Raw genomic sequence first — 24,634 nt, forward strand, 5'->3', positions numbered from 1 at the left:
AAAGCAATATGCCTGTCAAAATTTTAATGGTTTGTTTGGGTAATATCTGCCGTTCTCCACTGGCAGAAGGTATATTAGCCTCCAAACTCCCCAATGACAAATTTCTTGTAGATTCTGCAGGAACTGGTTCTTGGCATGTTGGACGATCCCCAGATAATCGTTCTATAGCCACTGCCAAAAAAAATGGTTTAAATATTTCCAACCAAAAAGGGAGACAATTTCAAAAAACCGATTTCGATTCTTTTGATTACATTTTTGTAATGGACAACAGTAATTACAACGATGTGATTCATCTCGCCCAAAGCGAGACCCAAAAAGAAAAAGTCCAACTCATTTTGGACGCCATCTTTCCAAATGAAAATGTTGATGTTCCAGACCCATACTACGGAGTAGCAAATGGTTTTGATATGGTTTATCAAATGCTCGACGAAGCTTGCGAAGCAATTGCCCAAAAGCTGATTACCAAACATTCCTAAGAAAACTAAATAAGTTTTTATAACTTTGTTAAAAATGGTGACTCTATCCTCCAATGTCATTCACCGACGGCAAAAAACATCTCATTTCAAAAATTGAAAACAATCAAATGAAATCAACACCTCTTCTTGGAAAACTATATTTAATCCCAACTACTATGGGAGAATGCGACCCTATGGACGTATTACCGCAAACCATAAAAAGATGCGTAGATCTAATTGATTACTATGTGGTTGAGAATGACAAAACAGCTAGAAAATCAATCAAACTGACCAACCCAGAGAAAAAACAATCCGAATTAAAACTTTTCATCCTCAATAAACATACTGAAACTAAAGAGCATCAGGAGTTTATCAAACCGCTTTTGGAAGGTAAAGATATGGGACTCATGAGCGAAGCAGGATGTCCAGGTGTAGCCGATCCAGGCGCTGTAATAGTAAAATTGGCCCACGAAAAAGGAATTCAAGTTGTTCCGCTCGTAGGTCCGTCCTCCATATTATTGGCTATGATGGCATCCGGAATGAACGGCCAAAGCTTTACTTTTCATGGTTATTTACCCATTGAAAAAGACGAAAAAAAAGCCAGTTTCAAAAGCCTAGAACGCATATCTTTTGAAAAAAACCAGTCTCAGATTTTCATCGAAACACCGTACCGCAACAATAAATTATTGGAAGATCTAATCCAAACCTTGCATCCTGAAACACATTTATGCATAGCCACCGATATCACCTTACCTACGGAATACATCAAAACAAAGAAAATTTCAGCCTGGAAAAAGGAAACTATCGATTTACACAAACGCCCCACTATTTTTATCATCCATAAGATGTAAGCAATTAGATTTATTGCACCATTATTTATGCAATCTTAAGACTAAGCCTTCTTTTTAAAACCAACAATGATATATGAAAACCTTCATTTTAATTATAAGCTTTTTTATAAGCATTTGTTGTGTAGCTCAAGACAAATTAAATTTCGATTCAAAACCTATTGATTGCGAAAATAAATGGGTGGTCTTTCCATCTGACTCATTCGGCTCCTACACCTATGGTTTTGTATACATGGACAGTCAAGCTGGTTTAACTTTCGATTTTGCTGGTTCACTCAAAATAAACAGCAATGGTAAATTTCTTATCAGTAAAAATGAAGCAGGACGTTCCATGAAAATCAGATTACAACCAAACAAATCATTAGTAGCAATCATTCCTGAATCTTATTTTGCCGAATTTGATATTTCAAAAACTCCCGATTGGCTCAAAGCATATCAAGAAGACGAAAACTCAACCAATAGGTTACTCAGATGGGGCGCTACTTATAACATCTGGAACGAATGCGCTAAAGGATTGACATACTTAGAAAAAGTAAAAAAGATCGACCCGAATTACAAAGGACTCAAAACTGAGATTGCTTTTTCATATAATTGTTTAAATCAACCTCAAAATGCGATTAATATCCTGAAAGAAGCAATTAAAGAGACACCGAACGATGCTTATGCTTACAAAGAATTACTTTATTCACAAGTACATAACAACCAGCTCCCCGATGCACTAAAAACCTATTATAAGATAGAAAAGGATATAACCGACAAAACTTATAAATCTGAAAACGCATTTAATATTTTATGTGCATTCTACAGCCAGAATAATTTAAAAAAATTCAACGAGTGGGTAAACTTTACTCAAATTGACAAAGACGAACGCTTTGGTCCTTATGTCGAGAAATTTAAAAAGGATTTGGAAAAGCTAAATTAGTTTTCAAAATTTTAACCTGGAAAAAGAAACTGTCGATTTACACAAACGTCCCACTATTTTTATCATCCATAAAATATAAATAACAAAGTCCTTTTGGGCGTGCCACCATAAAAAAAATGGGCCTACTCATCACACTTGCGAGTCGGCCCATTTCTTTTATGCTGTCGGGTCATCCGCGTTACAAGGTAACCAGCTCCTACCCCTCACGCAGCTCGCAAGAACATTCGTTTTACACCAGATATTTAATTTTCCCCGAACATCATTCCTCCAAAAAAGGAAAAATCGGCTTAAAAAAACTACTTTTATACTCCTAAATAAATTCATTTATTACATGAGTAAACTACCAAATGTAACGACTAGCATCTTTACGGTGATGTCCAAAATGGCAGCAGAACACAATGCAATCAATCTTTCCCAAGGATTTCCAAACTTCCCAGTTGACGAAAGATTAACTGAAATTGTTTCTCGATTGGCACTTGAAGATGTTCACCAATATACGCCTATGTCGGGTTACCCTCCATTGTTGGCAAAAATTGCAACATTGGTAAAGTCGTCATACAACCGCACTATTTTCCCAGAAACGGAAATACTCGTTACAGCAGGTGCAACTCAAGCCATTTTCACCACATTACTGGCTTTGCTAAAACCAAATGACGAAGTAATTATTCTCGACCCAAGCTACGATTGTTATGAAGCTCCAATATTATTAAGCCAAGCAAAACCAATACGAGTATCACTCAATGATGATTACACACCAAACTGGAATACTATCGCCAGTGCCTTTTCGGAAAAAACCAAAATGATCATCATCAATAATCCGCACAATCCAACGGGGAAAATTCTAAATGAATCTGATTTAGAAAATCTGGAAGCACTTTTAGAAAAACACCCCAATGTACTGTTACTTTCCGATGAAGTTTACGAATACATCACCTTCGAACAAAAACACATTTCTACTCATACAAGAACAAAACTACTAGACCGTTGTATTACAGTTTCTTCATTTGGAAAATCATTTCACGTTACAGGCTGGAAAATAGGTTATCTTGTAGCTCCTGAGTATTTGATGAAAGAAATCAAAAAGGTGCATCAATTTTTGGTTTTTAGCGTCAATAGCATTTGCCAAATAGCAGTTTCAGAATATTTAGATTTAGTCGATATCAATGAAATTAGCCCATTCTATCAAGAAAAAAGAGATTATTTCAGATCTCTGATGAAAAACAGCCGATTCCAATTGATGCCCTGTGAAGGAACTTATTTTCAAGTAGTTTCGTATGCCAATATTTCCAACGAGAATGATGTTGATTTTTGCAAACGCTTAATTACGGACTATAGAGTTGCTGCAATTCCAATATCCACTTTTTATGCCAATGGAAAAGATCTAAAATTAATACGCTTTTGCTTCGCCAAAGACAATCATACACTGGAAGAAGCCGCAAAAAGATTGTCCAGAATTTAAAAAATAGATTTTTATTTTTTTATTATGCATGCATACTATTTTATTTTGCTACATTTACAATCCAAAAAAAATATAAATTATGAGTTATACCGATAAAATGTTGAGAGACGATGCTTTAAAAGGCAAAGTAATAGTAGTAACTGGTGGTGGAAGTGGATTAGGAAAAGCTATGACCAAATATTTCTTAGAATTAGGAGCTCAAGTAGCCATTACCTCTAGAGATTTAGAAAAGCTTAAAAATACTGCCCAAGAACTAGAAACAGAAACAGGAGGTACTTGTTTACCATTGCAATGCGATGTTCGTCATTATGAAGAAGTTGAAAACATGCTTCAGGCTGTGTTAAAAGCTTTTGGCAAAGTTGATGTATTATTGAATAATGCCGCGGGAAATTTCATCTCACCAACTGAACGCTTGTCAGCCAATGCCTTTGATACTGTAATTGACATCGTTTTAAAAGGAACCAAAAACTGCACCCTTGCCTTTGGAAAACATTGGATAGACACCAAACAAACTTCATCAACTGTTCTAAATATTGTCACTACGTATGCTTGGACTGGTTCAGCTTATGTTGTCCCTAGTGCAACTGCAAAAGCAGGAGTTCTGGCTATGACAAGAAGTCTTGCTGTGGAATGGGCCAAATACGGTATTCGTACGAACGCAATTGCACCTGGACCATTCCCTACCAAAGGAGCCTGGGACCGACTATTACCTGGTGACCTTGCAGAGAAATTTGATATGGCCAAAAAAGTGCCATTAAAAAGAGTCGGTGACCATCAAGAATTAGCCAATTTAGCCGCTTATTTAGTTTCAGACTTTTCTGCCTATGTGAATGGAGAAGTGGTTGTTATTGATGGAGGTGAGTGGCTGAAAGGTGCAGGACAATTCAATTTATTGGAAGCAATTCCTGAAGAACTTTGGGATCAATTGGAAATGATGATTAAAGCAAAAAAAAGAAGTTAGTAGTTTACAATATTCCGTGATTAGCACCAATAAAGATTGAAAATAGTCCCGAATAAAGTCTAAATAATAAATTCAAAAAAAAGAGAACTATTTGTATAGTTCTCTTTTTTCAGATATATTAGTCAACAAAAAAGCAAAGAATATACAGTATTGTTAAGATAAATTGGGGACTATGAAAACTATTTGTTTTTGTTAACAAAATAGATTTTCAAAACCCATAAATAATTGTATTTTTACCGTTCAAAATTTAGAAAATAAATGGGCAAAATCATAGCGATTGCGAATCAGAAAGGTGGAGTTGGAAAGACAACTACTTCAATTAACCTAGCTGCTTCATTGGGTGTTTTAGAAAAAAAAGTATTACTAATAGACGCTGATCCTCAGGCAAATGCCACATCAGGTTTAGGGATTGATGTAGAAACAGTTGAAATTGGAACCTATCAAATTCTTGAACATAGCCATACTCCATCGGAGGCTATCATAAAATGTTCATCACCAAATGTAGATGTAATTCCTGCACATATTGATCTTGTTGCGATTGAAATCGAACTAGTCGACAAAGAAAACAGAGAATATATGCTTAAAAAAGCATTGGAAAGTGTAAAAGATCAATACGATTATATCTTAATTGATTGCGCGCCATCTCTTGGACTTTTGACATTAAATGCCTTAACTGCTGCAGATTCTGTAGTAATTCCAATTCAGTGCGAGTATTTTGCATTAGAAGGTTTGGGTAAATTATTGAATACCATAAAAAGTATTCAAAAAATTCACAATCCCGATTTGGACATTGAAGGTTTATTGCTAACAATGTTTGATTCTAGATTGCGTTTATCAAACCAAGTTGTAGAAGAAGTTCAAAAACATTTTAACGATATGGTTTTTGAAACTGTGATACAGAGAAATGTAAAATTGAGCGAGGCACCTAGTTTTGGAGAAAGCATTATCAACTATGATGCGACCAGCAAAGGAGCGGTAAATTATATTCATTTAGCTCAAGAAATTATAAAGAAAAACAGTAAATAGTTGTATGTCAAAAGCAATAAAAAAACAAGCCTTAGGTAGAGGTTTATCTGCGTTATTAAAAGATCCTGAAAACGATATTCAATCGGTTGAAGATAAAAATGCAGATAAAGTAGTAGGAAATATTATAGAGCTTGAAATTGATGCTATAGAAATAAATCCATTTCAGCCCCGAAGTAATTTCAATGAAGAATCATTACGTGAATTAGCCACTTCTATCAAGGAGTTAGGTGTAATTCAACCTATTACTGTTCGTAAATTAGACTTCAATAAATATCAATTAATTTCTGGGGAACGTCGTTTACGAGCTTCCACATTAATTGGACTTACAACAGTCCCTGCTTACATTCGTATTGCAAACGATAACGAGTCTCTAGTAATGGCCTTGGTTGAAAACATCCAGCGTCATGACTTGGATCCAATAGAGATTGCGCTTTCTTACCAACGTTTGATTGACGAAATTCAATTAACTCAAGAACAAATGAGTGAAAGAGTTGGTAAAAAACGTTCTACTATTGCCAATTATTTAAGACTTTTAAAATTAGACCCAATCATTCAAACCGGAATTCGTGATGGTTTTATCAGTATGGGTCATGGTCGTGCTATCATCAACATCGAAGACCATGATGTTCAGACCGATATTTACCAAAAAATAGTAAGTCAAAATCTTTCTGTTAGAGAGACTGAGACTTTGGTGAAAAATTACCACGAAAGTTTAAAACCAAAACCTGCTATTCCAACAAAAGCATCTTCTTTTGAAATCAACGACGAAGACGTGAGTACTTTCAATAAGTATTTTGGAACAAAAATTGATGTAAAAGTGGCCGGAAACGGAAAAGGGAAAATCACAATTCCTTTTCATTCTGAAGAAGACTTCAACAGAATTATAAAATTAATAGAAGGGTAGTGAATAAAATCATATCCATAGGGCTATTGCTTTTTCTTTTAGGAAACGCTTCGGTTTTTGCACAAGCAAAAACCGAAGCTGTTTTAAAGCCTAAAGACACTTTAAAATCAATAGACATAGACCCTTTGACACCTGCAAAAGCCGCTTTCTATTCGGCTATATTACCTGGTTTAGGTCAAGCATACAATAAAAAATACTGGAAAATTCCATTAGTTTATGGAGCAATGGGAACCAGCTTGTATCTATATGTTGACAACAAAAAAAAATACAATGAATATAGAGATGCTTATAAAAGTCGTTTGGCCGGAAATCCAGACCCTAACTACGACTATCTCTCTGACAAACAACTAATATCAGCTCAAGAGTTCTATCAAAGAAACGCTTCGTTATCAGGGCTTTTTGTAATTGGTTTTTATGTATTAAACATTATAGATGCCAATGTTGATGCTGCCTTAATACAATTTAATGTAAATCAGAGTTTATCTTTTCAACCAGAAATAACTCCAGATCCTGTAACATTAAAATCAAATTTAGGACTAACACTTAATTATCGTTTTTAGATTCGAATAATCTTCGTTTCTTTTTAAAAATCAAAAAATATATACAAATGAAAATTGCGCTTTTAGGATACGGAAAAATGGGGCATGTAATCGAAAGAATTGCTTTAGAAAGAGGACATGAAATTGTTTTGAGAAAAGACGAATTTAACACCTACGAAGGACTTTCCGCTGCTGATGTCGCCATCGATTTCAGTGTCCCATCAGCTGCAGTAAGTAACATCTCTAGTTGTTTCAATGCCAATGTTCCCGTAGTTTCCGGAACAACAGGTTGGTTGCAACATTATGATGAAATGATCGCTCTTTGTAAAGCTAAAAACGGAGGTTTTATCTCTAGTTCCAACTTTAGTCTTGGCGTGAATTTATTTTTTGAATTCAACGAATATTTGGCCAAAATTATGTCTCAATTTGATCATTACAAAGTGGACATGGAAGAAATCCATCATGATCAAAAACTAGATGCACCAAGCGGAACAGCTATTTCATTGGCCAAAGGTGTTATTGAAAATAGTAATTATACTAATTGGACATTAGACACCCCGAAAGAAAACGAAATTCATATCGAAGCAGTAAGAGTAGGAACAGTTCCAGGAACTCACACTGTAACTTACAACTCTGAAGTAGATTCTATCGAAATAAAACACACTGCACACAATCGTGAAGGATTTGCGTTGGGTGCCGTAATCGCTGCCGAATGGCTTGCCGGAAAACACGGTGTTTATACTATGAAAGACGTATTGAATTTAAATTCTAAATAAAAAGAATTAAATCCCAAATAATAAAACCCCAAAATTCTAATAGAAATTTGATCTAAAATTCTAAAGTTTAAAATCTAAAATTATGACACTATATCTCTGGTTTGTATTCTTTTTGGCCGTTCAGGTTATTCACTTCTTAGGAACTTGGAAAATGTATGAAAGTGCGGGAAGAAAACGTTGGGAAGCAGCAATTCCAGTTTACAATGCAATTGTTTTAATGAAAATAATTGGACGACCAACTTGGTGGACACTTTTACTTTTTATCCCAATCATTAACCTGATTATGTTTCCCGTAATTTGGGTAGAAACTATTCGCAGTTTTGGTAAAAAATCTTTTTTAGACACAGTACTTGTAATTGGAACTTTAGGATTTTACATCTATTACCTTAATTACACTCAGACTTTAAATTATGAAGCAGATAGAAATTTAAGTCCAGACCATAAAGCAGCTGACACTATTAGCTCATTACTTTTTGCAGTAATTGTGGCCACTATTGTTCACACCTATTTTATCCAGCCTTATACTATTCCCACTTCTTCATTAGAAAAATCCTTATTGGTTGGTGACTTTTTGTTTGTGAGCAAAATGAATTATGGAGCTAGAGTTCCGATGACTACAGTAGCAATGCCAATGGTACATGATACCATTCCATTGACCAAAAGAAAATCTTATTTGACTTGGCCTCAATTACCTTATTTAAGACTTCCAGGCTTTCAAACCATTGAACGCACTGATATTGTTGTTTTCAACTGGCCAGCAGATACTGTGTATAAATTCAGAGACCGATCTGGACTAAGAGTTGACAAACCAATTGACAAAAAATCAAATTATGTAAAACGTTGCGTTGGTGTTCCCGGCGATAGCTTATCCATAAAAGACGGATTGGTTTACATTAACGGAAAAGAATTAATTTTGCCGGAACGTGCTAAACCACAGTTCTCCTACAACTTAGTTTTGGATGGTAAAACACCTATTGACTTTGAATATCTTTTCAAAGACATGGACATCACTGATGGCGCTGGTTTCTTAAACCAACAAACAAGAGACACTTTATTCATCAGTGCTTTAACTGCTGCCAATGCAGAGAGATTCAAAAATATCCCAGGAATCAAAGCTGTAAACAGAATTATTTCAAAAAATGTTGAAGACGGCATTTTTCCACATATCAACAAATGGAATAGAGATAATTTTGGGCCAATCTACATCCCTCAAAAAGGAAAAACTGTTGCCTTAAACTTAGAGAGTTTGCCTTTCTACAAAACCATCATAACCGATTATGAGAAAAAGGATTTGAAAGTAAATGGCAATGAAATCAGAATTGACGGTAAAGTAGCTACAACCTATACTTTTGATCAAAACTATTATTGGATGATGGGAGACAACCGCCATAATTCTGAAGATAGTCGCTACTGGGGCTATGTTCCTGAAAATCACATCGTAGGAAAACCAATTTTTATCTGGATGAGCATCGATGGTATTAATGGTCCTAAGAGCAATTGGAAAGTTCGTTGGGACAGAGTATTCACAACCGTTAGTGGTGAAGGACAACCACAATCTTATTTTAAATACTTCCTTATTGCCCTTGCTGCCTTTTTTGTTGGTGAGTATTTCTGGAAAAAAAGAAAAGCGAAAAAAGAATTATAAACAAGGCTAATATGTCAATATACCAATGGTTTCTTTTTTTTCTGTTCATACAGGTAGTCCATTTTTTAGGAACATGGAAACTATATGAAATTGCAGGAAGAAAACGCTGGGAAGCTTTAATTCCAGTTTACAATGCTATCATTTTGATGAAAATCATTGGTAGACCCACTTGGTGGACTATACTCCTATTTATTCCAATCATTAATCTGATCATGTTTCCAGTTATTTGGGTGGAAACATTACGAAGTTTTGGAAGGAATTCAAAATTAGACAGCTTTTTAACTATTGTTACTCTAGGCTTTTACATTTATTACATCAGTTATACACAAAAATTAAATTATAAAGCAGAGCGGAACTTAAACCCAGAGAATAAAACTGCCGATACCATTAGCTCTTTGCTTTTTGCTATTATTGTTGCTACTTTGGTTCACACCTATTTTATACAGCCATTTACGATTCCGTCTTCTTCATTAGAAAAAACATTATACATTGGCGATTTTTTATTTGTAAGTAAATTAAATTTTGGGGCAAGAGCTCCTATGACTACGATTGCAATGCCTATGATGCATGATTCAATCCCGCTTTTAGGCGTTAAGTCATACTTGTTCAATGATGATATTACAAAAAAGGAAACTTCGATTTTGAACAAGTTTCAATTACCCTACTTTAGATTTCCTTCGTTTGAAACGATTAAACGAAATGACATAGTAGTGTTTAATCAGCCCGCGGATACTTTGTTGGATATGGATAATTTTAAACCGGCAAGAAATTATTACAAACCAATTGACAAAAAAACAAATTTAGTAAAACGCTGTGTTGCTATACCCGGAGATTCTTTGGAGATTCGTAAAGGAGACATTTACATCAATGGAAAGCCAAGCAAATTGCCCGAAAGTGCAAAACTCCAATATAACTTTTTTGTAAATACTCAAGGTACACATATGGACCAGAGCTCCCTTGCAAACATTTATGGTGCTAGAGATGGTTTGAAGGATGTGAATGGAGATTTTGCATTGACCAATAATGGGGAATATGTATTAACTTTAACCGACGACGAAGCAATCAAAATAACGAATAATCCAGTAGTTAAAGGTGTTAAAAAATATTTAGCCCCAAAGGGAGAAGATGGAGATGTATTTCCGCACATTCATTCGTTAGGGTGGAACATAGACAATTTTGGACCTATTTATATTCCAAAAAAAGGAGTGACAATTAAATTAGACAAAAAAACACTTCCATTTTACAAACGCATCATACAGGAATACGAAAAAAACACATTACTCATTAATGGTAATGAAATTATAATAAACGGAAAGCCAGCTAACAGCTACACTTTTAAACAAGATTATTATTGGATGATGGGAGATAATCGCCAAAACTCTTTAGATGCAAGATTTTGGGGCTATGTTCCTTTTGACCATGTTGTCGGTAAACCTGTATTCATTTGGTTTAGTTGGGATAAAGATGGTAAAGGAATCCATAAAATAAGATGGAATCGAGTTTTCTCTTTTGTAAATGATGGTGAACCTAAATCTTATTTAATTCATTTCTTAATCGCTGTTGCAGCCTTCTTTGTTGGTGAGTATTTTTGGAAAAAAAGAAAAGAGAAAAAAGTTTAGAAGTATATATTGTTTAGAAAATTTAGGATTTTAAGCTAACCTTTCTAAACTTCAAAATCGTTAAAACAATGAATATCCTAATACATCCCTCCTATTTCCCATCTATAAGTCATTTTGTTGCAATGGCCCAATCGGATAGTATTACGTTTGAAATGGAGGATAATTTTCAAAAACAAACCAATCGCAACAGAACTTACATTTATAGTCCAAACGGGATTCAGTTGTTGAATATCCCAATAAAACATTCTAATTTAAACCATCAGAAGACAAAAGACATTAAAATAGAATCAGAGTTTGATTGGCAAAAACAGCATTTTAAATCACTTGAAGCCGCTTACAGAAGCTCTCCTTTCTTTGAGTATTTTGAAGATGATTTACTTCCAATTTTTCAAAAGAAGCATACTTTTTTAATGGATCTCAATTTTGAAGTATTAGAAATAACATGCAAGTGTTTGCGAATGAAATTTGAGTTTGACACCACAACCGAATATTTTCACGAAATAGACAATCCTCAAATTAGCGATTTTAGACATTTGGTAAACGGAAAAAAAGACAATTCTGTTTTTGAAAACTATACACAGGTTTTTGATGATAAATACGGTTATTTAAACAATCTAAGTGTTCTTGATTTATTGTTTAATGAGGGGAAATTTGCAATGGATTATTTAAAAAATCAAGTCCTTATCAAATAAAATTCAGCACTTAATAAAACTCAAACTTCTTAAAATTTTAAACCCTTCCTAATTTAAAAATCTTTAGGAAGGGTTTTTATTTTTTCTAAAAAGAATTAAAACTATTTCATTGATAACTTTGCCATAATGGGATAATGATCTGAGTTTTGAAATTCGGGAAAGCTCTCAAATTCTTTTACCTCCATAGTTTCGTCGGCAAAAATATAATCTATTCGGGCCGGGTAATACTTAAACTTATATGTAGCCCCAAAACCTACTCCAGCTTCTTCAAAACTGTCTTTAAGCTTTCCTTTTATATTCCTATACACATAGGAAAAAGCACTGTTATTCATGTCGCCACAGATAATAATTGGGTATTTACAATTCTTTTCATGCTCCTTAAAAATTGCTGCTTGCTCCTGTTGCTGCTTAAAGGCTTTACTGATACGAATAAAAAGAAACTTGGATTTTTGTTGGTCAATTACATCAATATTTTCAGAAATTTCATTTACATCCGGAGAAATTTTTATGGACTGCAAATGCATATTATACACTCGTATTATATCTTTTCCCTTTTTAATGTCGGCAAAAACAACATTATTATTGGAATTCGGAAATACAATATTTCCGTGTTCAATAATAGGAAATTTAGAAAATATTGCTTGGCCTGTTTTAATTTGTTTTCCCTCCATCAAAACAAATTTATAAGGATATACTTTTAGATCAATATTAGCAGAATTAGAAAACTCCTGGATGCATAATATATCCGGATTCTCTGTATTGATGAATTCTAAAATTACATCTGGTATATCGTCACGATCCAACCATTTAAAAACATTGAACAATCTTACGTTATAACTCATAACAGTAAAGTCCTTATCGCTTTCCTCAAATTCTTTGGCAGAGAACTTATAAAACTTATTAAAAAAAGTAATTCCAACTAAAAGAACTAAGCCTGATAAAATCATGCGTTTTTTAAACTGAATTGCCCAATACAAAAAGAACAATCCATTCGCCAAAAAAAACAAAGGCATAAATAAAGTGAAAACCGATAAAAGCGGAAAGATTTTTGGTGCCAAAAAAGGGAGTAAATAGGCGATGAATGTTAGCACAATCAGTACTAAATTCAAAAAAAACATTCCTTTATTAAACCATGAAAGGTTCTTCATATTTAATGTGTTTAAACTTTGCAATCTAAAAGTTAACGTTTTACACTTCAATAATTAGATAAAAATAGGTTATTTTCCGGCTTGAAACAAGAATTCTTTTTCTTCTTGGCTCAAACTTTCATAACCAGACTGGCTAATTTTATCCAAAATCTCGTCTATTTGCTGTTGCTTTTTATCTTTTACTACTATTTTTGAAACTGGTTTTTCGACTGGTTTTCTATAATTTTTATGTACTTTTTTGAAAGGTGTCGAAGGCTTTTTAAACAAATTGGTAAAGAAATCCAAAACAGCACTCACTATCTTACTCAAATCAGTTCCGTTTTGAAGCAATTTAATATATACAAACCCAAAAAAAGCACCCGCCAAATGAGAAATATGTCCGCCAGAATTTTCTAATCGGAATTGCATTAAATCCAAAATAATAATTACCGCCGTAATATGCCATAATTTCACATTCCCAATAAGCAACAATCGTACATTCATCAAAGGACTATAAGTTGTTACCGCCACCAAAATAGCCATTATTGCCGCCGATGCCCCAATTATGGCTCCACTGTAATGCATTAGATTAAAGCCCAAAGCAAAAATCAATCCCGAAAAAATGGCGCTTAAAATATATAGTCCCAAATACTGTTTGGAAGAGAAAAAAGTCAAAAACAAGTAACTCGCAAAGTTCAGCACCATCATATTAAAAAGCAAATGGAAAAATCCATCATGAAAAAAAGCATAAGACAGAAAAGTCCAAGGTTTTAATACAAAGATGGTTGGCTCTGATGACAAAGCAATCCAATTAGGAAAGTCAAAAGCCCCAACCTTAAATTGATAGAAAAACACTAGGGAAACCAAAAAGCAACCTATATTCCAATAGATCATTTTTAAGGCGATGCCACCTAATTTATATTGCATTTTCAAATCGTCTAAGATGTTCATATTTGATATAATCAGTTATGGGTTATCATTTTCTTTAATTAATCTTTTTATGGCTTAAGAGCTTTAATTCCAACGGTGGTTATCGAATTGATTTTTCTTCCAATACCACATCATCAAATAACCAACCAATGCGCCTCCAAGGTGTGCAAAATGTGCAATTCCACTCGACCCTCCAAATAAAGATCCTCCAGAAACACCCAAATATAAATCAATTAAAAGCAATCCAGGAACAAAATACTTTGCTTTGATTGGAATTGGAATAAACATCAAAGCCAATTCAGCATTAGGAAACATAAAAGCAAAAGCGACCAATAAACCATAAATAGCCCCTGAAGCACCCACTACATTACCAAAATATGCACTAACAAAATTTATAAAATCAGGACTATTCAATATTGAAACAATTTCATTATTCTCTTTCCCATTTAATACTGCCATAATTTCTGCTTTAGAAAAACCTTGATTCATCAATATGTTCAATCCATCTTCAAAAAAATAGTAATTCACAGCAGTATGCAATAAGGCGGCACCCACTCCACAGGAAATATAAAAGAATACAAACTTTTTTCCTCCCCAAAAATGTTCTAACGCAGAACCAAAAGAATACAAAGCAAACATATTGAAAGCAATATGCATGATGTTAGGTAATGGCGCATGCATAAACATGTGTGTGAAAATTTGCCAAAAATGAAAATCGGGACTCTCGAAAAAATACATCGAAAGTAATTTATAAGCAGGCTCGCCAACAATCATCGAGCCAATATAAAACAGCACATTTATAATTAATAACTGCTTTACTGTAGGTGTAATATTCATCATAATGCAAATTTTTTATCTAAGTCTTCCACACGCATAGTTATGAAAGTGGGTTTCTGAAATGGGGAAACATTCGGGTCCTTGCAAGCGAAAAGTCCATTTACTAAATTCTCTTGTTCTTTTTCGGTTAAATAAGCACCTGTTTTTACAGCCAAACTTTTGGCCATTGATTTGGCAATAGTATCATTTTGGCTGAAACTATTTTCTGGAATTCCGTTATGCAAATCACTCAATAACTGATCTAAAACCGCAGCAACTTCACTCTCTGTAATATTTACAGGAATTCCCGAAATCACTATATGATCGGGATTAGACTCCTCAAAAACAAATCCTGTATTGACTAATGATTGCTGCAACTCTGCTATAAGTTCCATTTCGGTCGCTGAATAAAACAAGTTGATAGGAAACAACAATTGCTGACTTGACGCATGCTGAACTGTCATATTCACTAGAAATTGTTCATACAAAACACGCTGATGAGCTCTGCTTTGATCCACAATCACCATCCCCGACTTGATAGGCGACACTATATATTTTTTATTAATTTGATAGCTCTTATGAGCAGTTTGTTCCACTTCCTCGTAATCAAATAAAGAAGATGTTACCTCTTCATTTTCAAAAGTAAATTCATTATTCTCAAAAGTATATTCATTGTTACTGGAAGCAAATTCATCTCCACCAGAAACGACTTCAGTATCATGTTTAACACCTACATACAAGCTTTCCCAACTGGCAGTTGGTTCCACTTTCTTATATGTTGAAAAAAGCTTATTGGGCTTATCCTCTGCAAAAGGATTGAAATTCGTGTCTATCTGAATGGTTGGCACTTCTGCATCTAAATTTTTATAATGATAAGGTGTATCCAAATTGGCATCACGCTCAAAATCCAAAACAGGGGCTACATTAAACTGACCTAAACTGTGTTTTATCGAGGCCCTTAGAATAGCATACATTGCACTTTCATTATCAAACTTGATTTCGGTTTTCGTCGGATGTATATTGATATCGATAGTATTTGGAGGCACCGTCAAATACAAATAATAACTAGGTTGTGAACCATCTTTCAAAATGCCTTCATAAGCAGCCATAACAGCATGATGCAAATAAGGGCTTTTTATAAAACGATCATTAACAAAGAAAAACTGTTCTCCTCTATTTTTTTTGGCAAATTCAGGTTTGCTTACAAAACCTTGAATATTCATCATCTCTGTATCTTCTACTACGGGAACTAATTTTTCATTGGTTTTTCCACCAAAAAAATTAACAATTCGCTGTCTTAAACTAGACGGAGGCAAATTGTACATATCGCTACCATTGTGGTAAAACGTAAAATGAATTTTGGGATGTGCCAAAGCCACACGCTGAAATTCATCAATTATATGACGATACTCTACAGTATCTGATTTCAAAAAATTACGTCTGGCAGGAATATTAAAAAATAAGTTTTTAACCGCAAATGAAGTTCCTTTTGGCAAAACCGCGACATCTTGGGACATAAACTTACTCCCCTCAATAATGATATGAGTTCCTAATTCTTCCTGTTCCAATTTGGTTTTCATTTCCATATGGGCAATCGCAGCAATAGAAGCCAATGCCTCTCCTCGAAACCCTTTAGTATGCAATGAAAATAAATCTTCGGCCTGGCGAATCTTGGAAGTGGCATGACGCTCAAAGCACATACGGGCATCAGTAACATTCATTCCCGAGCCATTATCAATCACTTGCACCAATGACTTACCTGCATCTTTAATAATCAACTTAATGTCAGTTGCTTTTGCGTCCACCGCATTTTCCAATAGTTCTTTTACTACTGAAGCAGGTCTTTGCACCACTTCTCCAGCGGCAATTTGGTTGGCAACATGATCAGGAAGCAATTGAATTATACTCGACATTAAATAACTTATTTTAATTTATGGGGACTATTTTTAAAAACCAAAGGAGGACAAATTTAAGGAATTTCTATTGGGTTTTGACTGTTTGTAAGGCATAAAAAAACCAATTTTCTATTAGAGCTAACTCTTTTAAAACCAACAACTGAATCTCCACTTATCTATATTTGAGTCAATTTTTTTTACAACTGTCTGCTATCTCCTAGCTGTTAAAAGCTAAAAGCTAACTTACTATCCCCTCAAATATACCAATTAAGAATGTTTCTTGAAATTTCCTTAATCACAAAAAAAGCATAAAAAAAGCCTATACCATTCAGTGAACAGTATAGGCTTTTAAAATTTTAAAACTATTTTTTATTCTTCTATTTGCAAAGGCAAATTTTCAATTCTCAAAGCTCCGGACGACAATAAATGTTGGTCGTCAATCGCACGATGAGTTAATGAAGCTTGTTGACGAATATAAGCCATTTTTATGGCCGCTATAGCTGCTTCAGTACCTTTATTTCCGTGAATACCACCACTTCTGTCAATAGATTGCTGCATAGTATCATCGGTCAATACACAGAAAATAACCGGAATATCCGTTTGGACATTCAAGTCCTTAATCCCTTGAGTTACTCCTTCACACACAAAATCAAAATGTTTTGTTTGCCCTTGAATTACGCAACCAATGGCAATTACAGCATCTACATTTTGAGTTTGCAACATTTTTTTAGAACCATATATCAACTCAAAACTTCCAGGAACATTCCAACGAATAATGTGATGAGAAGGAACTTCATTTTCTAATAACGCAGCAAGTGCTCCATTATAAAGTCCTTCAGTGATAGTATCATTCCATTCTGAAACAACAATCCCAAAGCGAAAGTCTTTCGCGTTTGGGACTGTGTTTTTATCGTAATCCGATAAATTTTTATTTACGGTAGCCATTTAATTTTAGATTTTAGAAATTAGAACTTAGATTTCAGATATTAAAGATAGAGTTTTGAAATCAAAAATCAATAATCTTAAATCAATAATCTTAATCTTTCTATTCTTGTGACAAACCTATCAAACCATCCACTGTAGCAGCTTCAGGAGCGTTTTCATAATTTTCTTTAATATCTGTAAAATATTTCAAAGCATCCGCTTTATTTCCTAAAGCCAAAGCAACTTTACCTGCTTTCATCAAGAAACGTGGAGTTGTGAAATCATTTTTGCTAGCTTCAACCGCTTTAATATAGTTCTCCAAAGCTTCTTTTGGTTGATTTTTTTGAGAGTAAGCATCTCCGATAGCTCCTTTTGCCAAAGCGCTCAACATTAAATCACTTGAACTGAATTTACCTAAATAATTGATAGCCTCATCATATTTACCTGTATTCAAGTAAGCGATTCCAGCATAATAGTTAGCCAAATTTCCAGCAGCTGTACCAGAATATTCATCAGCTATTTTTACAAATCCAAATTTACCTTCAGATCCATTCAATGATAATTTGTACAATGAATCACTTGCAACACCGTTAGTCGCTTTTTCAAAGTTAGATTGTGCAACAAACATTTCGTTAGCAGCATCATCTTCTTTAGGATTAGCGATAAATTTTTGATAAGCAAAATATCCAACAGTTACCAATGTAATAGCACCAACAACCCCAATAATAATTTTTTGATTTTTAGCAACCCAGTCTTCTGTTTTAGAAGCTGTTTCGTCTAATTTTGAAAAAACCTCAGCAGTAGCACTGTCTTTTTCGTCAATCATTACATTTTCAACTGCATCGTCTTTAACTTCCTTTTCTTTTGGTGTTTTATATCCTCTTTTACTGTAAGTAGCCATTTAAAATTTAATTTAGTGAACGGCAAAAATAAAATTTTTATTCTAATGCACGTAAAAAAAATGAATTTTATATTAAAATTTAGAAAAATATTTTTAATCCCTTATTTTCACTGAAAAAACACCCCCTAATATCCGAATAATCAGGGCGTGCCACCAGCTAGAAAAAAGGGCTATTCACTTTGTCGTCAGGGCCCTTTTTCCTAGCTGCTGTCGGGCTATCCACGCTACTTCGGTAGCTAGCTTCTATCCCTCACGCGAGCGAACGGACGTAGTAAAAAAACGAAAACACAAATTCCCATCCTTTATATCGATATTTTTCAATAATTTGCACCCAACAGCACAGATTTGTAATCTTTAAATTAACTATTAGATGAGTATTTCAAAAAACATAAAAATTGCATTCGCATTTTTAACAATGCTATCAATGATCGATACTTATGGACAATCCGATAATTTCAAAGTTACTTTAGATGCGGGTCATGGCGGTAAAGATGATGGGGCCAAGTATTTTGGCAATAAAGAAAAAGACTTAACCTTGGCAGTTACATTGAAAGTAGGCAAAATATTAGAACAAAATCCAAATATTACTTTAATATACACTCGCCAAACCGACGAGTTTATTGAACTTAGAGAAAGGGCAAAAATTGCCAATCGGGCTAATGCAAATTTATTTGTTTCAATTCATTGTAATGCAAACAGAAGTCCGATTGGAAACGGAAGCGAGACTTATGTAATGGGTATGTCAAGAGCAAATATGAATTTAGAAGTTTCCAAAGCGGAAAACTCCGTAATCTTTTTAGAAGATAATTACCAGAAAACATATAAAGGGTTTGATCCAAACAAACCGGAAACATTAATAGGATTACAAATCGTACAAGAAAGTAATTTAACGAGTAGTATTGATCTTGCTACTAAAATACAGACTAATTTTTCAAATTCTATAACCATAAAATCAAGAGGAATTAAACAAGAACCGCTATGGGTTTTGGATGCTACTACAATGCCAGGAGTTTTAATAGAGATAGGATTTATTTCTAACCAAACTGATGTGAGCATACTAGAATCTGAAGATGGACAAAACGATATTGCAAAAGCAATTGCGAATGCTATCATAAGTTATAAGAATGAAAATTTTTGAGATGGCAGAGCAGAAACTCTTGAAGAAAAACTTAACAAATACTTAAAGAAACTCGATAACACATATTGAACCAGATTCAAAAAAAACCAAAAACACAAATCCACATCCTTTATATCGATATTTTTCAATAATTTGCACCCTCTTAGAAACCGTTCCAAAAAAAGGTTTCAAAGTCAACAATTCCAGCAAGACCTTCAGATGTATTTAAAAAAAATATCCTTATTCAATTACAAAAATTTTTCCGAAGCCAATTTCGAATTTGACAGCAAAATAAATTGTTTTGTAGGCAAAAACGGCATCGGAAAAACCAATGTATTAGATGCCATCTATCATTTGTCGTATGGAAAAAGTTATTTCAATCCATTGGCAGTTCAAAATATCAAACACGGCGAAGAGTTTTTTGTAATTGACGCCGAATTTGAAAAAAACGAAAGAACTGAACAAATTGTCTGCAGTCTCAAAAAAGGTCAAAAAAAAATACTGAAACGCAACGGAAAAGCTTACGATAAATTTTCAGACCACATCGGGTTCATTCCGTTGGTGATTATTTCTCCAGCCGACAGAGATTTAATCGTGGAAGGAAGCGAAACCCGAAGAAAATTTATGGACAGCGTGATATCCCAATTGGATCCGCACTATCTACAACAACTCATCCAATATCAAAAAGTAATGAGTCAGCGCAATGCTTTGCTGAAGTATTTTGCACTGAACCATACGTATGATAATGATACCTTATCTATATATAATGAGCAACTAACCGAATTTGGCCAATCCATTTTCGAAAAAAGAAAAGCTTTCATTGCCGAATTCGTTCCTATTTTCAACTTTCATCATCACAACATAACAGGTTCGCAGGAATCCGTGCAATTGATTTATGAAAGTCATTTATTCGAAAATGATTTATTGACGCTTTTACAGCAAAGCATCAACAAAGACAGAATGCTGCAATACACCAGTGTGGGTATCCATAAAGACGACCTCTCTTTTGAAATCGATAATTATCCAATCAAGAAATTTGGTTCACAAGGACAGCAAAAATCTTTTTTAATCGCATTGAAACTCGCACAATTTGAATTCCTAAAAAAACAAAGTGGCGTAAAACCCATCCTGCTTTTTGATGATATCTTCGATAAATTAGACGAAAATCGAGTATCCAAAATCATTGAAATGGTCAACAACGACACCTTTGGACAACTTTTTATATCAGACACACATCCCGAACGCACAGAAGCAATCGTAAAATCGACGCTTCAGAGTTATACTATTTTCAATTTGTAACTATTATTTAATGACTACCGACAATCCTGCAAGGTCTTTTTTTTTGACCTTGTAGGTATTTTTTATAATTGATTATCAAAATTCAAAAACTTACCATTATCTTCATTTCATACCTACAAGGTTTGAAAAAAACCTTGCAGGAAATCTGTAAATAATATGTTTTTTTGACAATCAGAATAACGAATCACTTTTAACCTATCCCTATGAGTTGAATAATTTCAAATTGCTTAATTTTACACCAATATATAATTCAAAAATCAAATGAACTTCAAACCTCTTTATTTATTCCTTATATCCTTTATCATATTTTCCTGCAATGGACAAACGTCACCTAATGTTAAAACTATTGATGTTGCTTCGTATTCAGAGAAAATAAAAGCAACTCCAAATGCCCAAATCCTAGATGTTCGCACACCCGAGGAATATGCAACAGGACATATCGAAAACTCAGACAATGTAAACTTTCTCAGTGAGAGTTTTGTTTTAAGAACCGACAAGTACGACAAAACAAAACCTGTTTTTGTTTATTGTAAAAGTGGAGGAAGAAGTATCAAAGCTTCCGAAAAATTAGCCGAATTGGGCTTTACAACTGTTTACAACCTTGACGGCGGAATGCTAAAATGGGAAGCTGCGGGTTTAGCAAAACCCGATACTAAAATCATTGGTGTTTGCCCTCAGGAATATGCCGAATTATTAAAATCCGACAAGAAAGTATTAGTCAATTTTTATGCCCCTTGGTGTGCTCCCTGCAAAAAAATGGAACCTTATATCCTAAAAATGCAAAAAGAAATGGGAGACAAAGTCGTTATCATCAGGTTAAATGCTGACGAGAATAAAACCATTATGCAGGAATTGAAAATCAGTGAACTTCCTACTTTAGTATTGTATGAAAATAAAGTAATAAAATGGCAAAAATCAGGATTCACTAGTGAAGAGGATTTAAAAAACCAATTACAATAAACGGTCTATGCTCTCAAAAGATACCTTACAATTCCTCGAAGATTTAAAAGCCAACAACAATCGCGATTGGTTTCTTGAAAACAAAAAACGCTATGAAACCGTAAAGAAAGACTACCATCAATTGGTTGCTGCTTTTCTTGACGCACTTAAACCGCTTGACCCTTCATTAGAAATGTTGGAAGTCAAAAACTGTGTTTTTAGAATCAATCGTGACGTTCGATTTGCCAAAGACAAATCACCCTACAAAACAAATTTGGGTATTTGGATATCTGCAGGTTCCAAACACACTGAAGCTTCAGGTTATTATCTCCATATAGAAAACGGAAAATGTTTTGTTGGAGGTGGAATATATTGCCCACAACCAGATCAACTTCAGAAAATCAGAAAAGAAATTCACTTTTTTTATGATGATTTGGTCGAAATTATAAACGACAAAAAATTCCAATCCATTTATCAAAATCTGAACAGGGACGAAAATTCAACTTTGAAAAATCCGCCAAAAGGTTACGATAAAGAAGATCCATCCGTTGAATACTTGAAACTGAAAAGCTTTACGGCCACTCAACCTTTCGATACTAAATTGGTGACTCAAAAAGATTTCGTTTCGATAATGGTGGAAAAAATGATGGCATTGAAACCTTTTAATAATTTTATCGACAGAGCTTTATATTCGGAATAAATCCAAAGCAAAACACTCTTAATTACAATTCTTTATGGAGATTTTAAATAATTTTTCTTTAAAAAACTACAATACATTTGGCATTGAAGCCAAAGCCGAACAATTTGTTGCCGTTCACAGTGTATCTGAATTGAAAAGCATTTTGGAACAAAACAAAAACCAAAAGAAATTTATTCTTGGAGGCGGAAGCAATATGCTTTTGACAAAAAACATCGAAGCTCTCGTAATCCATATTGATTTAAAAGGAAAAAAAATACTGAAAGAAGATGCCGATTATGTTTGGGTCGAAAGTCAAGCAGGTGAAAACTGGCATCAATTTGTGCTTTGGGCAATTGAACAAAACTTTGGCGGACTCGAAAACATGTCACTTATTCCAGGGAATGTTGGCACAACACCAGTGCAAAATATAGGTGCTTATGGTACTGAAATAAAAGATACTTTTGTTTCCTGCGAAGCGGTCAATATCGAAAATCAGGAAATAAGGACTTTTACTAAAGAAGAATGTAATTTTGGATACCGAGAAAGCATTTTCAAACACGAGGTAAAAGACCAATACATTATAACTTCTGTTGTTTTTAAACTAACAAAACAAAATCATAAAATAAATATTTCGTACGGAGACATCACCGCCGAATTAGCCAAAAACAATATTACAACTCCCGGTTTAAAAGACGTGAGTAATGCAGTAATTGCCATTAGAAAAAGTAAATTACCCGATCCTGCCGAATTAGGAAATAGTGGTAGTTTTTTCAAAAATCCAATTCTTTTAAAATCTGATTTTAAGAAAATCCATCAAAATTTTCCAGAGATGAGATTCTTTGACATTTCAGAAACGGAAGTCAAAGTTCCTGCGGGTTGGCTTATTGAGCATGCAGGTTTGAAAGGAAAACGTTTTGGAGATGCCGGAATTCATAAAAACCAAGCATTAGTTTTAGTGAATTATGGAGGTGCAACAGGTCAAGAAATTTTAGATGTTTCCAAAACTGTTCAAGACACAGTTTTCAATACATTTGGCATACACATCGAAGCTGAAGTGAATATAATATAAATTCAAAAATAAATGTTGGCAATTAAAATTTCAAATCCAAATAATCCTAACGCTTATGCTATAATAGAGGAATTATCGCAGAATCTTTATGACCGTTTTGGAAGCGACGGCAAAAACTCTTTTACAGATTGGGAATACAACAATCCTAAATTTGTATTTGTAATAGCCGAATTAAATGCCGAAATTGTTGGATGTGGAGCCATTAGACCGCTCTCAGAAAAAAGAGGAGAAGTAAAACGAATGTTTGCCAAATATCCTAGAAAAAATATTGGACAATCTATTTTATCTTTTTTGGAAACAAAAGCAAAAGAGCTGGATTATGAAAAGCTAGTTTTAGAAACAAGGGTAAAAAACGAAGAAGCTTGTTCATTTTACTTGAAATCAAATTATATAAAAATTCCAAACTACGGTAAATATGTAAACCGCTTAGACGCTGTTTGTTTTCAAAAAACACTTTAAATCTATAAAAAATGCACATTCCAGATTTATATAAAAACGAAGATAAAGAAGCTATCAGAACCTTTCTAAATGCAAATGCTTTTGGTCTACTCATTAATCAAACTAACGGGAAATTATGGGCAACCCACATTCCATTAGAGCTAGAAATCAACAAAGAAGGCGAAGAAGTTTTGATGGGGCATATTTCAAAAGAAAATCCGCAGTGGACCGCCTTTGACTCGAATGATCAAGTTCTTGCAGTATTCACGGGACCTCACGCTTATATTTCTTCTTCTTGGTACGACCACGAGAATGTACCCACTTGGAATTATTCGGCAGTTCATGTTTATGGAAAAATAAAAATCATTGAAGGAGATGCCGTAATTGATTCCTTAACCAAACTGGTGGACAAATATGAGCAAAATTCCAAATGTCCAGTTCGAGTGGCAGATTTATCAAAGAAAACAATGATGCAAACCAGAGGAATAGTAGCTTTTGAAATTAAAATAGAAGAAATTCAGGCACAAACTAAAATGTCGCAAAACCGAGATGACAAAAATTATTCGAATATTATTTCCGAATTAGAAAAAACAGAAAACCCTCAATCCATGGCTGTAGCAAAAGAAATGGCTGAAAATAGAAAGTAATTACTGA

At 34.1% G+C, this 24,634-nt stretch carries 25 protein-coding genes; 19 read left to right on the forward strand and 6 right to left on the reverse strand.

Annotation, left to right across the window (positions count from 1 at the left end; translation table 11 throughout):
* Nucleotides 1–8: 8 nt before the first annotated feature.
* The 12 genes from AC1DY0_RS15130 (at nucleotide 9) to AC1DY0_RS15185 (ending at nucleotide 11,846) form a co-directional block, all read left to right on the forward strand.
* Complete coding sequence (locus AC1DY0_RS15130) at nucleotides 9–476, forward strand: low molecular weight protein-tyrosine-phosphatase (RefSeq protein ID WP_477189419.1); 468 nt, start codon at nucleotides 9–11, stop codon at nucleotides 474–476.
* Nucleotides 477–583: 107 nt separating this feature from the next.
* Entirely contained in the window at nucleotides 584–1,306 is a 723-nt protein-coding gene (locus tag AC1DY0_RS15135) for an SAM-dependent methyltransferase (protein WP_477189420.1), read from the forward strand.
* 73 nt (nucleotides 1,307–1,379) lie between these two features.
* Complete coding sequence (locus AC1DY0_RS15140) at nucleotides 1,380–2,225, forward strand: tetratricopeptide repeat protein (RefSeq protein ID WP_477189421.1); 846 nt, start codon at nucleotides 1,380–1,382, stop codon at nucleotides 2,223–2,225.
* A 331-nt stretch (nucleotides 2,226–2,556) separates the two neighbouring features.
* A complete protein-coding gene (locus AC1DY0_RS15145) occupies nucleotides 2,557–3,684 on the forward strand; it encodes a methionine aminotransferase (RefSeq protein WP_477189422.1) in 1,128 nt (375 codons plus the stop codon).
* Nucleotides 3,685–3,763: 79 nt separating this feature from the next.
* Entirely contained in the window at nucleotides 3,764–4,645 is an 882-nt protein-coding gene (locus AC1DY0_RS15150) for an SDR family oxidoreductase (RefSeq protein ID WP_326402240.1), read from the forward strand.
* A gap of 258 nt (nucleotides 4,646–4,903) precedes the next feature.
* Nucleotides 4,904–5,671 (forward strand): ParA family protein, encoded by a 768-nt coding sequence (locus AC1DY0_RS15155; RefSeq protein ID WP_077375486.1) that lies wholly within the window; start codon nucleotides 4,904–4,906, stop codon nucleotides 5,669–5,671.
* A gap of 4 nt (nucleotides 5,672–5,675) precedes the next feature.
* Nucleotides 5,676–6,575: a ParB/RepB/Spo0J family partition protein gene (locus AC1DY0_RS15160; protein ID WP_077375483.1), complete on the forward strand. Its 900-nt coding sequence runs from the start codon at nucleotides 5,676–5,678 to the stop codon at nucleotides 6,573–6,575.
* Entirely contained in the window at nucleotides 6,575–7,135 is a 561-nt protein-coding gene (locus AC1DY0_RS15165) for a DUF5683 domain-containing protein (protein WP_477189423.1), read from the forward strand. The genes AC1DY0_RS15160 and AC1DY0_RS15165 overlap by 1 nt, the downstream gene beginning before the upstream one ends.
* 47 nt (nucleotides 7,136–7,182) lie before the next feature.
* A complete protein-coding gene (gene dapB, locus AC1DY0_RS15170; RefSeq protein ID WP_477189424.1) occupies nucleotides 7,183–7,890 on the forward strand; it encodes a 4-hydroxy-tetrahydrodipicolinate reductase in 708 nt (235 codons plus the stop codon).
* 82 nt (nucleotides 7,891–7,972) lie between these two features.
* On the forward strand, nucleotides 7,973–9,535 hold the full coding sequence (gene lepB, locus AC1DY0_RS15175; protein WP_477189425.1) for a signal peptidase I: 1,563 nt from the start codon (nucleotides 7,973–7,975) through the stop codon (nucleotides 9,533–9,535).
* An 11-nt stretch (nucleotides 9,536–9,546) separates the two neighbouring features.
* Complete coding sequence (gene lepB / locus AC1DY0_RS15180; protein WP_477189426.1) at nucleotides 9,547–11,154, forward strand: signal peptidase I; 1,608 nt, start codon at nucleotides 9,547–9,549, stop codon at nucleotides 11,152–11,154.
* A 68-nt stretch (nucleotides 11,155–11,222) separates the two neighbouring features.
* A complete protein-coding gene (locus tag AC1DY0_RS15185) occupies nucleotides 11,223–11,846 on the forward strand; it encodes a WbqC family protein (protein ID WP_477189427.1) in 624 nt (207 codons plus the stop codon).
* Between the two features lie 101 nt (nucleotides 11,847–11,947).
* Here the strand turns inward: AC1DY0_RS15185 and AC1DY0_RS15190 are convergent, their stop codons facing one another.
* The 6 genes from AC1DY0_RS15190 to AC1DY0_RS15215 all read right to left on the reverse strand — a co-directional run bounded on the left by AC1DY0_RS15190 (nucleotide 11,948) and on the right by AC1DY0_RS15215 (nucleotide 18,439).
* The gene (locus tag AC1DY0_RS15190) at nucleotides 11,948–12,994 is read right to left on the reverse strand and encodes an endonuclease/exonuclease/phosphatase family protein (RefSeq protein WP_477189428.1); all 1,047 of its coding nucleotides are present in this window, start codon (nucleotides 12,992–12,994) and stop codon (nucleotides 11,948–11,950) included.
* 69 nt (nucleotides 12,995–13,063) lie between these two features.
* Nucleotides 13,064–13,924 carry a rhomboid family intramembrane serine protease gene (locus AC1DY0_RS15195; protein WP_477189429.1) on the reverse strand — a complete coding sequence of 287 codons (861 nt, stop codon included), beginning with the start codon at nucleotides 13,922–13,924 and terminating at the stop codon, nucleotides 13,064–13,066.
* 63 nt (nucleotides 13,925–13,987) lie between these two features.
* A complete protein-coding gene (locus AC1DY0_RS15200; protein WP_477189430.1) occupies nucleotides 13,988–14,743 on the reverse strand; it encodes a rhomboid family intramembrane serine protease in 756 nt (251 codons plus the stop codon).
* Nucleotides 14,740–16,632, reverse strand: coding sequence for a DNA mismatch repair endonuclease MutL (gene mutL, locus AC1DY0_RS15205; protein ID WP_477189431.1), 1,893 nt, complete (start codon nucleotides 16,630–16,632; stop codon nucleotides 14,740–14,742). Before mutL ends, AC1DY0_RS15200 begins: the two co-directional genes overlap by 4 nt.
* Nucleotides 16,633–16,983: 351 nt before the next feature.
* The gene (ribH, locus tag AC1DY0_RS15210) at nucleotides 16,984–17,559 is read right to left on the reverse strand and encodes a 6,7-dimethyl-8-ribityllumazine synthase (protein ID WP_477189432.1); all 576 of its coding nucleotides are present in this window, start codon (nucleotides 17,557–17,559) and stop codon (nucleotides 16,984–16,986) included.
* A gap of 100 nt (nucleotides 17,560–17,659) precedes the next feature.
* A complete protein-coding gene (locus tag AC1DY0_RS15215; RefSeq protein WP_477189433.1) occupies nucleotides 17,660–18,439 on the reverse strand; it encodes a tetratricopeptide repeat protein in 780 nt (259 codons plus the stop codon).
* 370 nt (nucleotides 18,440–18,809) lie between these two features.
* On the opposite strand from AC1DY0_RS15215, the gene AC1DY0_RS15220 reads away from it, so the two are divergent.
* The 7 genes from AC1DY0_RS15220 (at nucleotide 18,810) to AC1DY0_RS15250 (ending at nucleotide 24,627) form a co-directional block, all read left to right on the forward strand.
* Entirely contained in the window at nucleotides 18,810–19,577 is a 768-nt protein-coding gene (locus tag AC1DY0_RS15220) for an N-acetylmuramoyl-L-alanine amidase family protein (protein WP_477189434.1), read from the forward strand.
* A gap of 198 nt (nucleotides 19,578–19,775) precedes the next feature.
* Entirely contained in the window at nucleotides 19,776–20,855 is a 1,080-nt protein-coding gene (recF, locus tag AC1DY0_RS15225; protein ID WP_477189435.1) for a DNA replication/repair protein RecF, read from the forward strand.
* Between the two features lie 261 nt (nucleotides 20,856–21,116).
* Nucleotides 21,117–21,815, forward strand: coding sequence for a thioredoxin domain-containing protein (locus AC1DY0_RS15230; RefSeq protein WP_477189436.1), 699 nt, complete (start codon nucleotides 21,117–21,119; stop codon nucleotides 21,813–21,815).
* Nucleotides 21,816–21,822: 7 nt separating this feature from the next.
* Entirely contained in the window at nucleotides 21,823–22,494 is a 672-nt protein-coding gene (locus AC1DY0_RS15235) for a DUF2461 domain-containing protein (RefSeq protein ID WP_477189437.1), read from the forward strand.
* Nucleotides 22,495–22,528: 34 nt separating this feature from the next.
* A complete protein-coding gene (gene murB, locus AC1DY0_RS15240; protein WP_477189438.1) occupies nucleotides 22,529–23,542 on the forward strand; it encodes a UDP-N-acetylmuramate dehydrogenase in 1,014 nt (337 codons plus the stop codon).
* Between the two features lie 12 nt (nucleotides 23,543–23,554).
* Nucleotides 23,555–24,001, forward strand: a complete 447-nt coding sequence (locus AC1DY0_RS15245; RefSeq protein WP_477189439.1) for a GNAT family N-acetyltransferase — start codon at nucleotides 23,555–23,557, stop codon at nucleotides 23,999–24,001.
* A gap of 11 nt (nucleotides 24,002–24,012) precedes the next feature.
* Nucleotides 24,013–24,627, forward strand: coding sequence for an FMN-binding negative transcriptional regulator (locus AC1DY0_RS15250; protein ID WP_477189440.1), 615 nt, complete (start codon nucleotides 24,013–24,015; stop codon nucleotides 24,625–24,627).
* Nucleotides 24,628–24,634: the final 7 nt, after the last annotated feature.

It is taken from the genome of Flavobacterium sp. P1_E4, from assembly GCF_056405915.1.

Coding starts and splice junctions, on each gene's coding strand:
- AC1DY0_RS15155 (WP_077375486.1), top strand. CDS start 4,904: ATGGGCAAAATCATAGCGATTGCGAATCAGAAAGGTGGAGTTGGAAAG.
- AC1DY0_RS15235 (WP_477189437.1), top strand. CDS start 21,823: ATGCTCTCAAAAGATACCTTACAATTCCTCGAAGATTTAAAAGCCAAC.
- lepB (WP_477189425.1), top strand. CDS start 7,973: ATGACACTATATCTCTGGTTTGTATTCTTTTTGGCCGTTCAGGTTATT.
- AC1DY0_RS15220 (WP_477189434.1), top strand. CDS start 18,810: ATGAGTATTTCAAAAAACATAAAAATTGCATTCGCATTTTTAACAATG.
- AC1DY0_RS15230 (WP_477189436.1), top strand. CDS start 21,117: ATGAACTTCAAACCTCTTTATTTATTCCTTATATCCTTTATCATATTT.
- AC1DY0_RS15135 (WP_477189420.1), top strand. CDS start 584: ATGAAATCAACACCTCTTCTTGGAAAACTATATTTAATCCCAACTACT.
- AC1DY0_RS15245 (WP_477189439.1), top strand. CDS start 23,555: ATGTTGGCAATTAAAATTTCAAATCCAAATAATCCTAACGCTTATGCT.
- mutL (WP_477189431.1), bottom strand. CDS start 16,632: ATGTCGAGTATAATTCAATTGCTTCCTGATCATGTTGCCAACCAAATT.
- AC1DY0_RS15160 (WP_077375483.1), top strand. CDS start 5,676: ATGTCAAAAGCAATAAAAAAACAAGCCTTAGGTAGAGGTTTATCTGCG.
- murB (WP_477189438.1), top strand. CDS start 22,529: ATGGAGATTTTAAATAATTTTTCTTTAAAAAACTACAATACATTTGGC.
- AC1DY0_RS15140 (WP_477189421.1), top strand. CDS start 1,380: ATGAAAACCTTCATTTTAATTATAAGCTTTTTTATAAGCATTTGTTGT.
- recF (WP_477189435.1), top strand. CDS start 19,776: ATGTATTTAAAAAAAATATCCTTATTCAATTACAAAAATTTTTCCGAA.
- AC1DY0_RS15145 (WP_477189422.1), top strand. CDS start 2,557: ATGAGTAAACTACCAAATGTAACGACTAGCATCTTTACGGTGATGTCC.
- AC1DY0_RS15215 (WP_477189433.1), bottom strand. CDS start 18,439: ATGGCTACTTACAGTAAAAGAGGATATAAAACACCAAAAGAAAAGGAA.
- AC1DY0_RS15200 (WP_477189430.1), bottom strand. CDS start 14,743: ATGATGAATATTACACCTACAGTAAAGCAGTTATTAATTATAAATGTG.
- dapB (WP_477189424.1), top strand. CDS start 7,183: ATGAAAATTGCGCTTTTAGGATACGGAAAAATGGGGCATGTAATCGAA.
- lepB (WP_477189426.1), top strand. CDS start 9,547: ATGTCAATATACCAATGGTTTCTTTTTTTTCTGTTCATACAGGTAGTC.
- AC1DY0_RS15195 (WP_477189429.1), bottom strand. CDS start 13,924: ATGAACATCTTAGACGATTTGAAAATGCAATATAAATTAGGTGGCATC.
- AC1DY0_RS15250 (WP_477189440.1), top strand. CDS start 24,013: ATGCACATTCCAGATTTATATAAAAACGAAGATAAAGAAGCTATCAGA.
- AC1DY0_RS15185 (WP_477189427.1), top strand. CDS start 11,223: ATGAATATCCTAATACATCCCTCCTATTTCCCATCTATAAGTCATTTT.
- AC1DY0_RS15150 (WP_326402240.1), top strand. CDS start 3,764: ATGAGTTATACCGATAAAATGTTGAGAGACGATGCTTTAAAAGGCAAA.
- AC1DY0_RS15190 (WP_477189428.1), bottom strand. CDS start 12,994: ATGAAGAACCTTTCATGGTTTAATAAAGGAATGTTTTTTTTGAATTTA.
- AC1DY0_RS15130 (WP_477189419.1), top strand. CDS start 9: ATGCCTGTCAAAATTTTAATGGTTTGTTTGGGTAATATCTGCCGTTCT.
- ribH (WP_477189432.1), bottom strand. CDS start 17,559: ATGGCTACCGTAAATAAAAATTTATCGGATTACGATAAAAACACAGTC.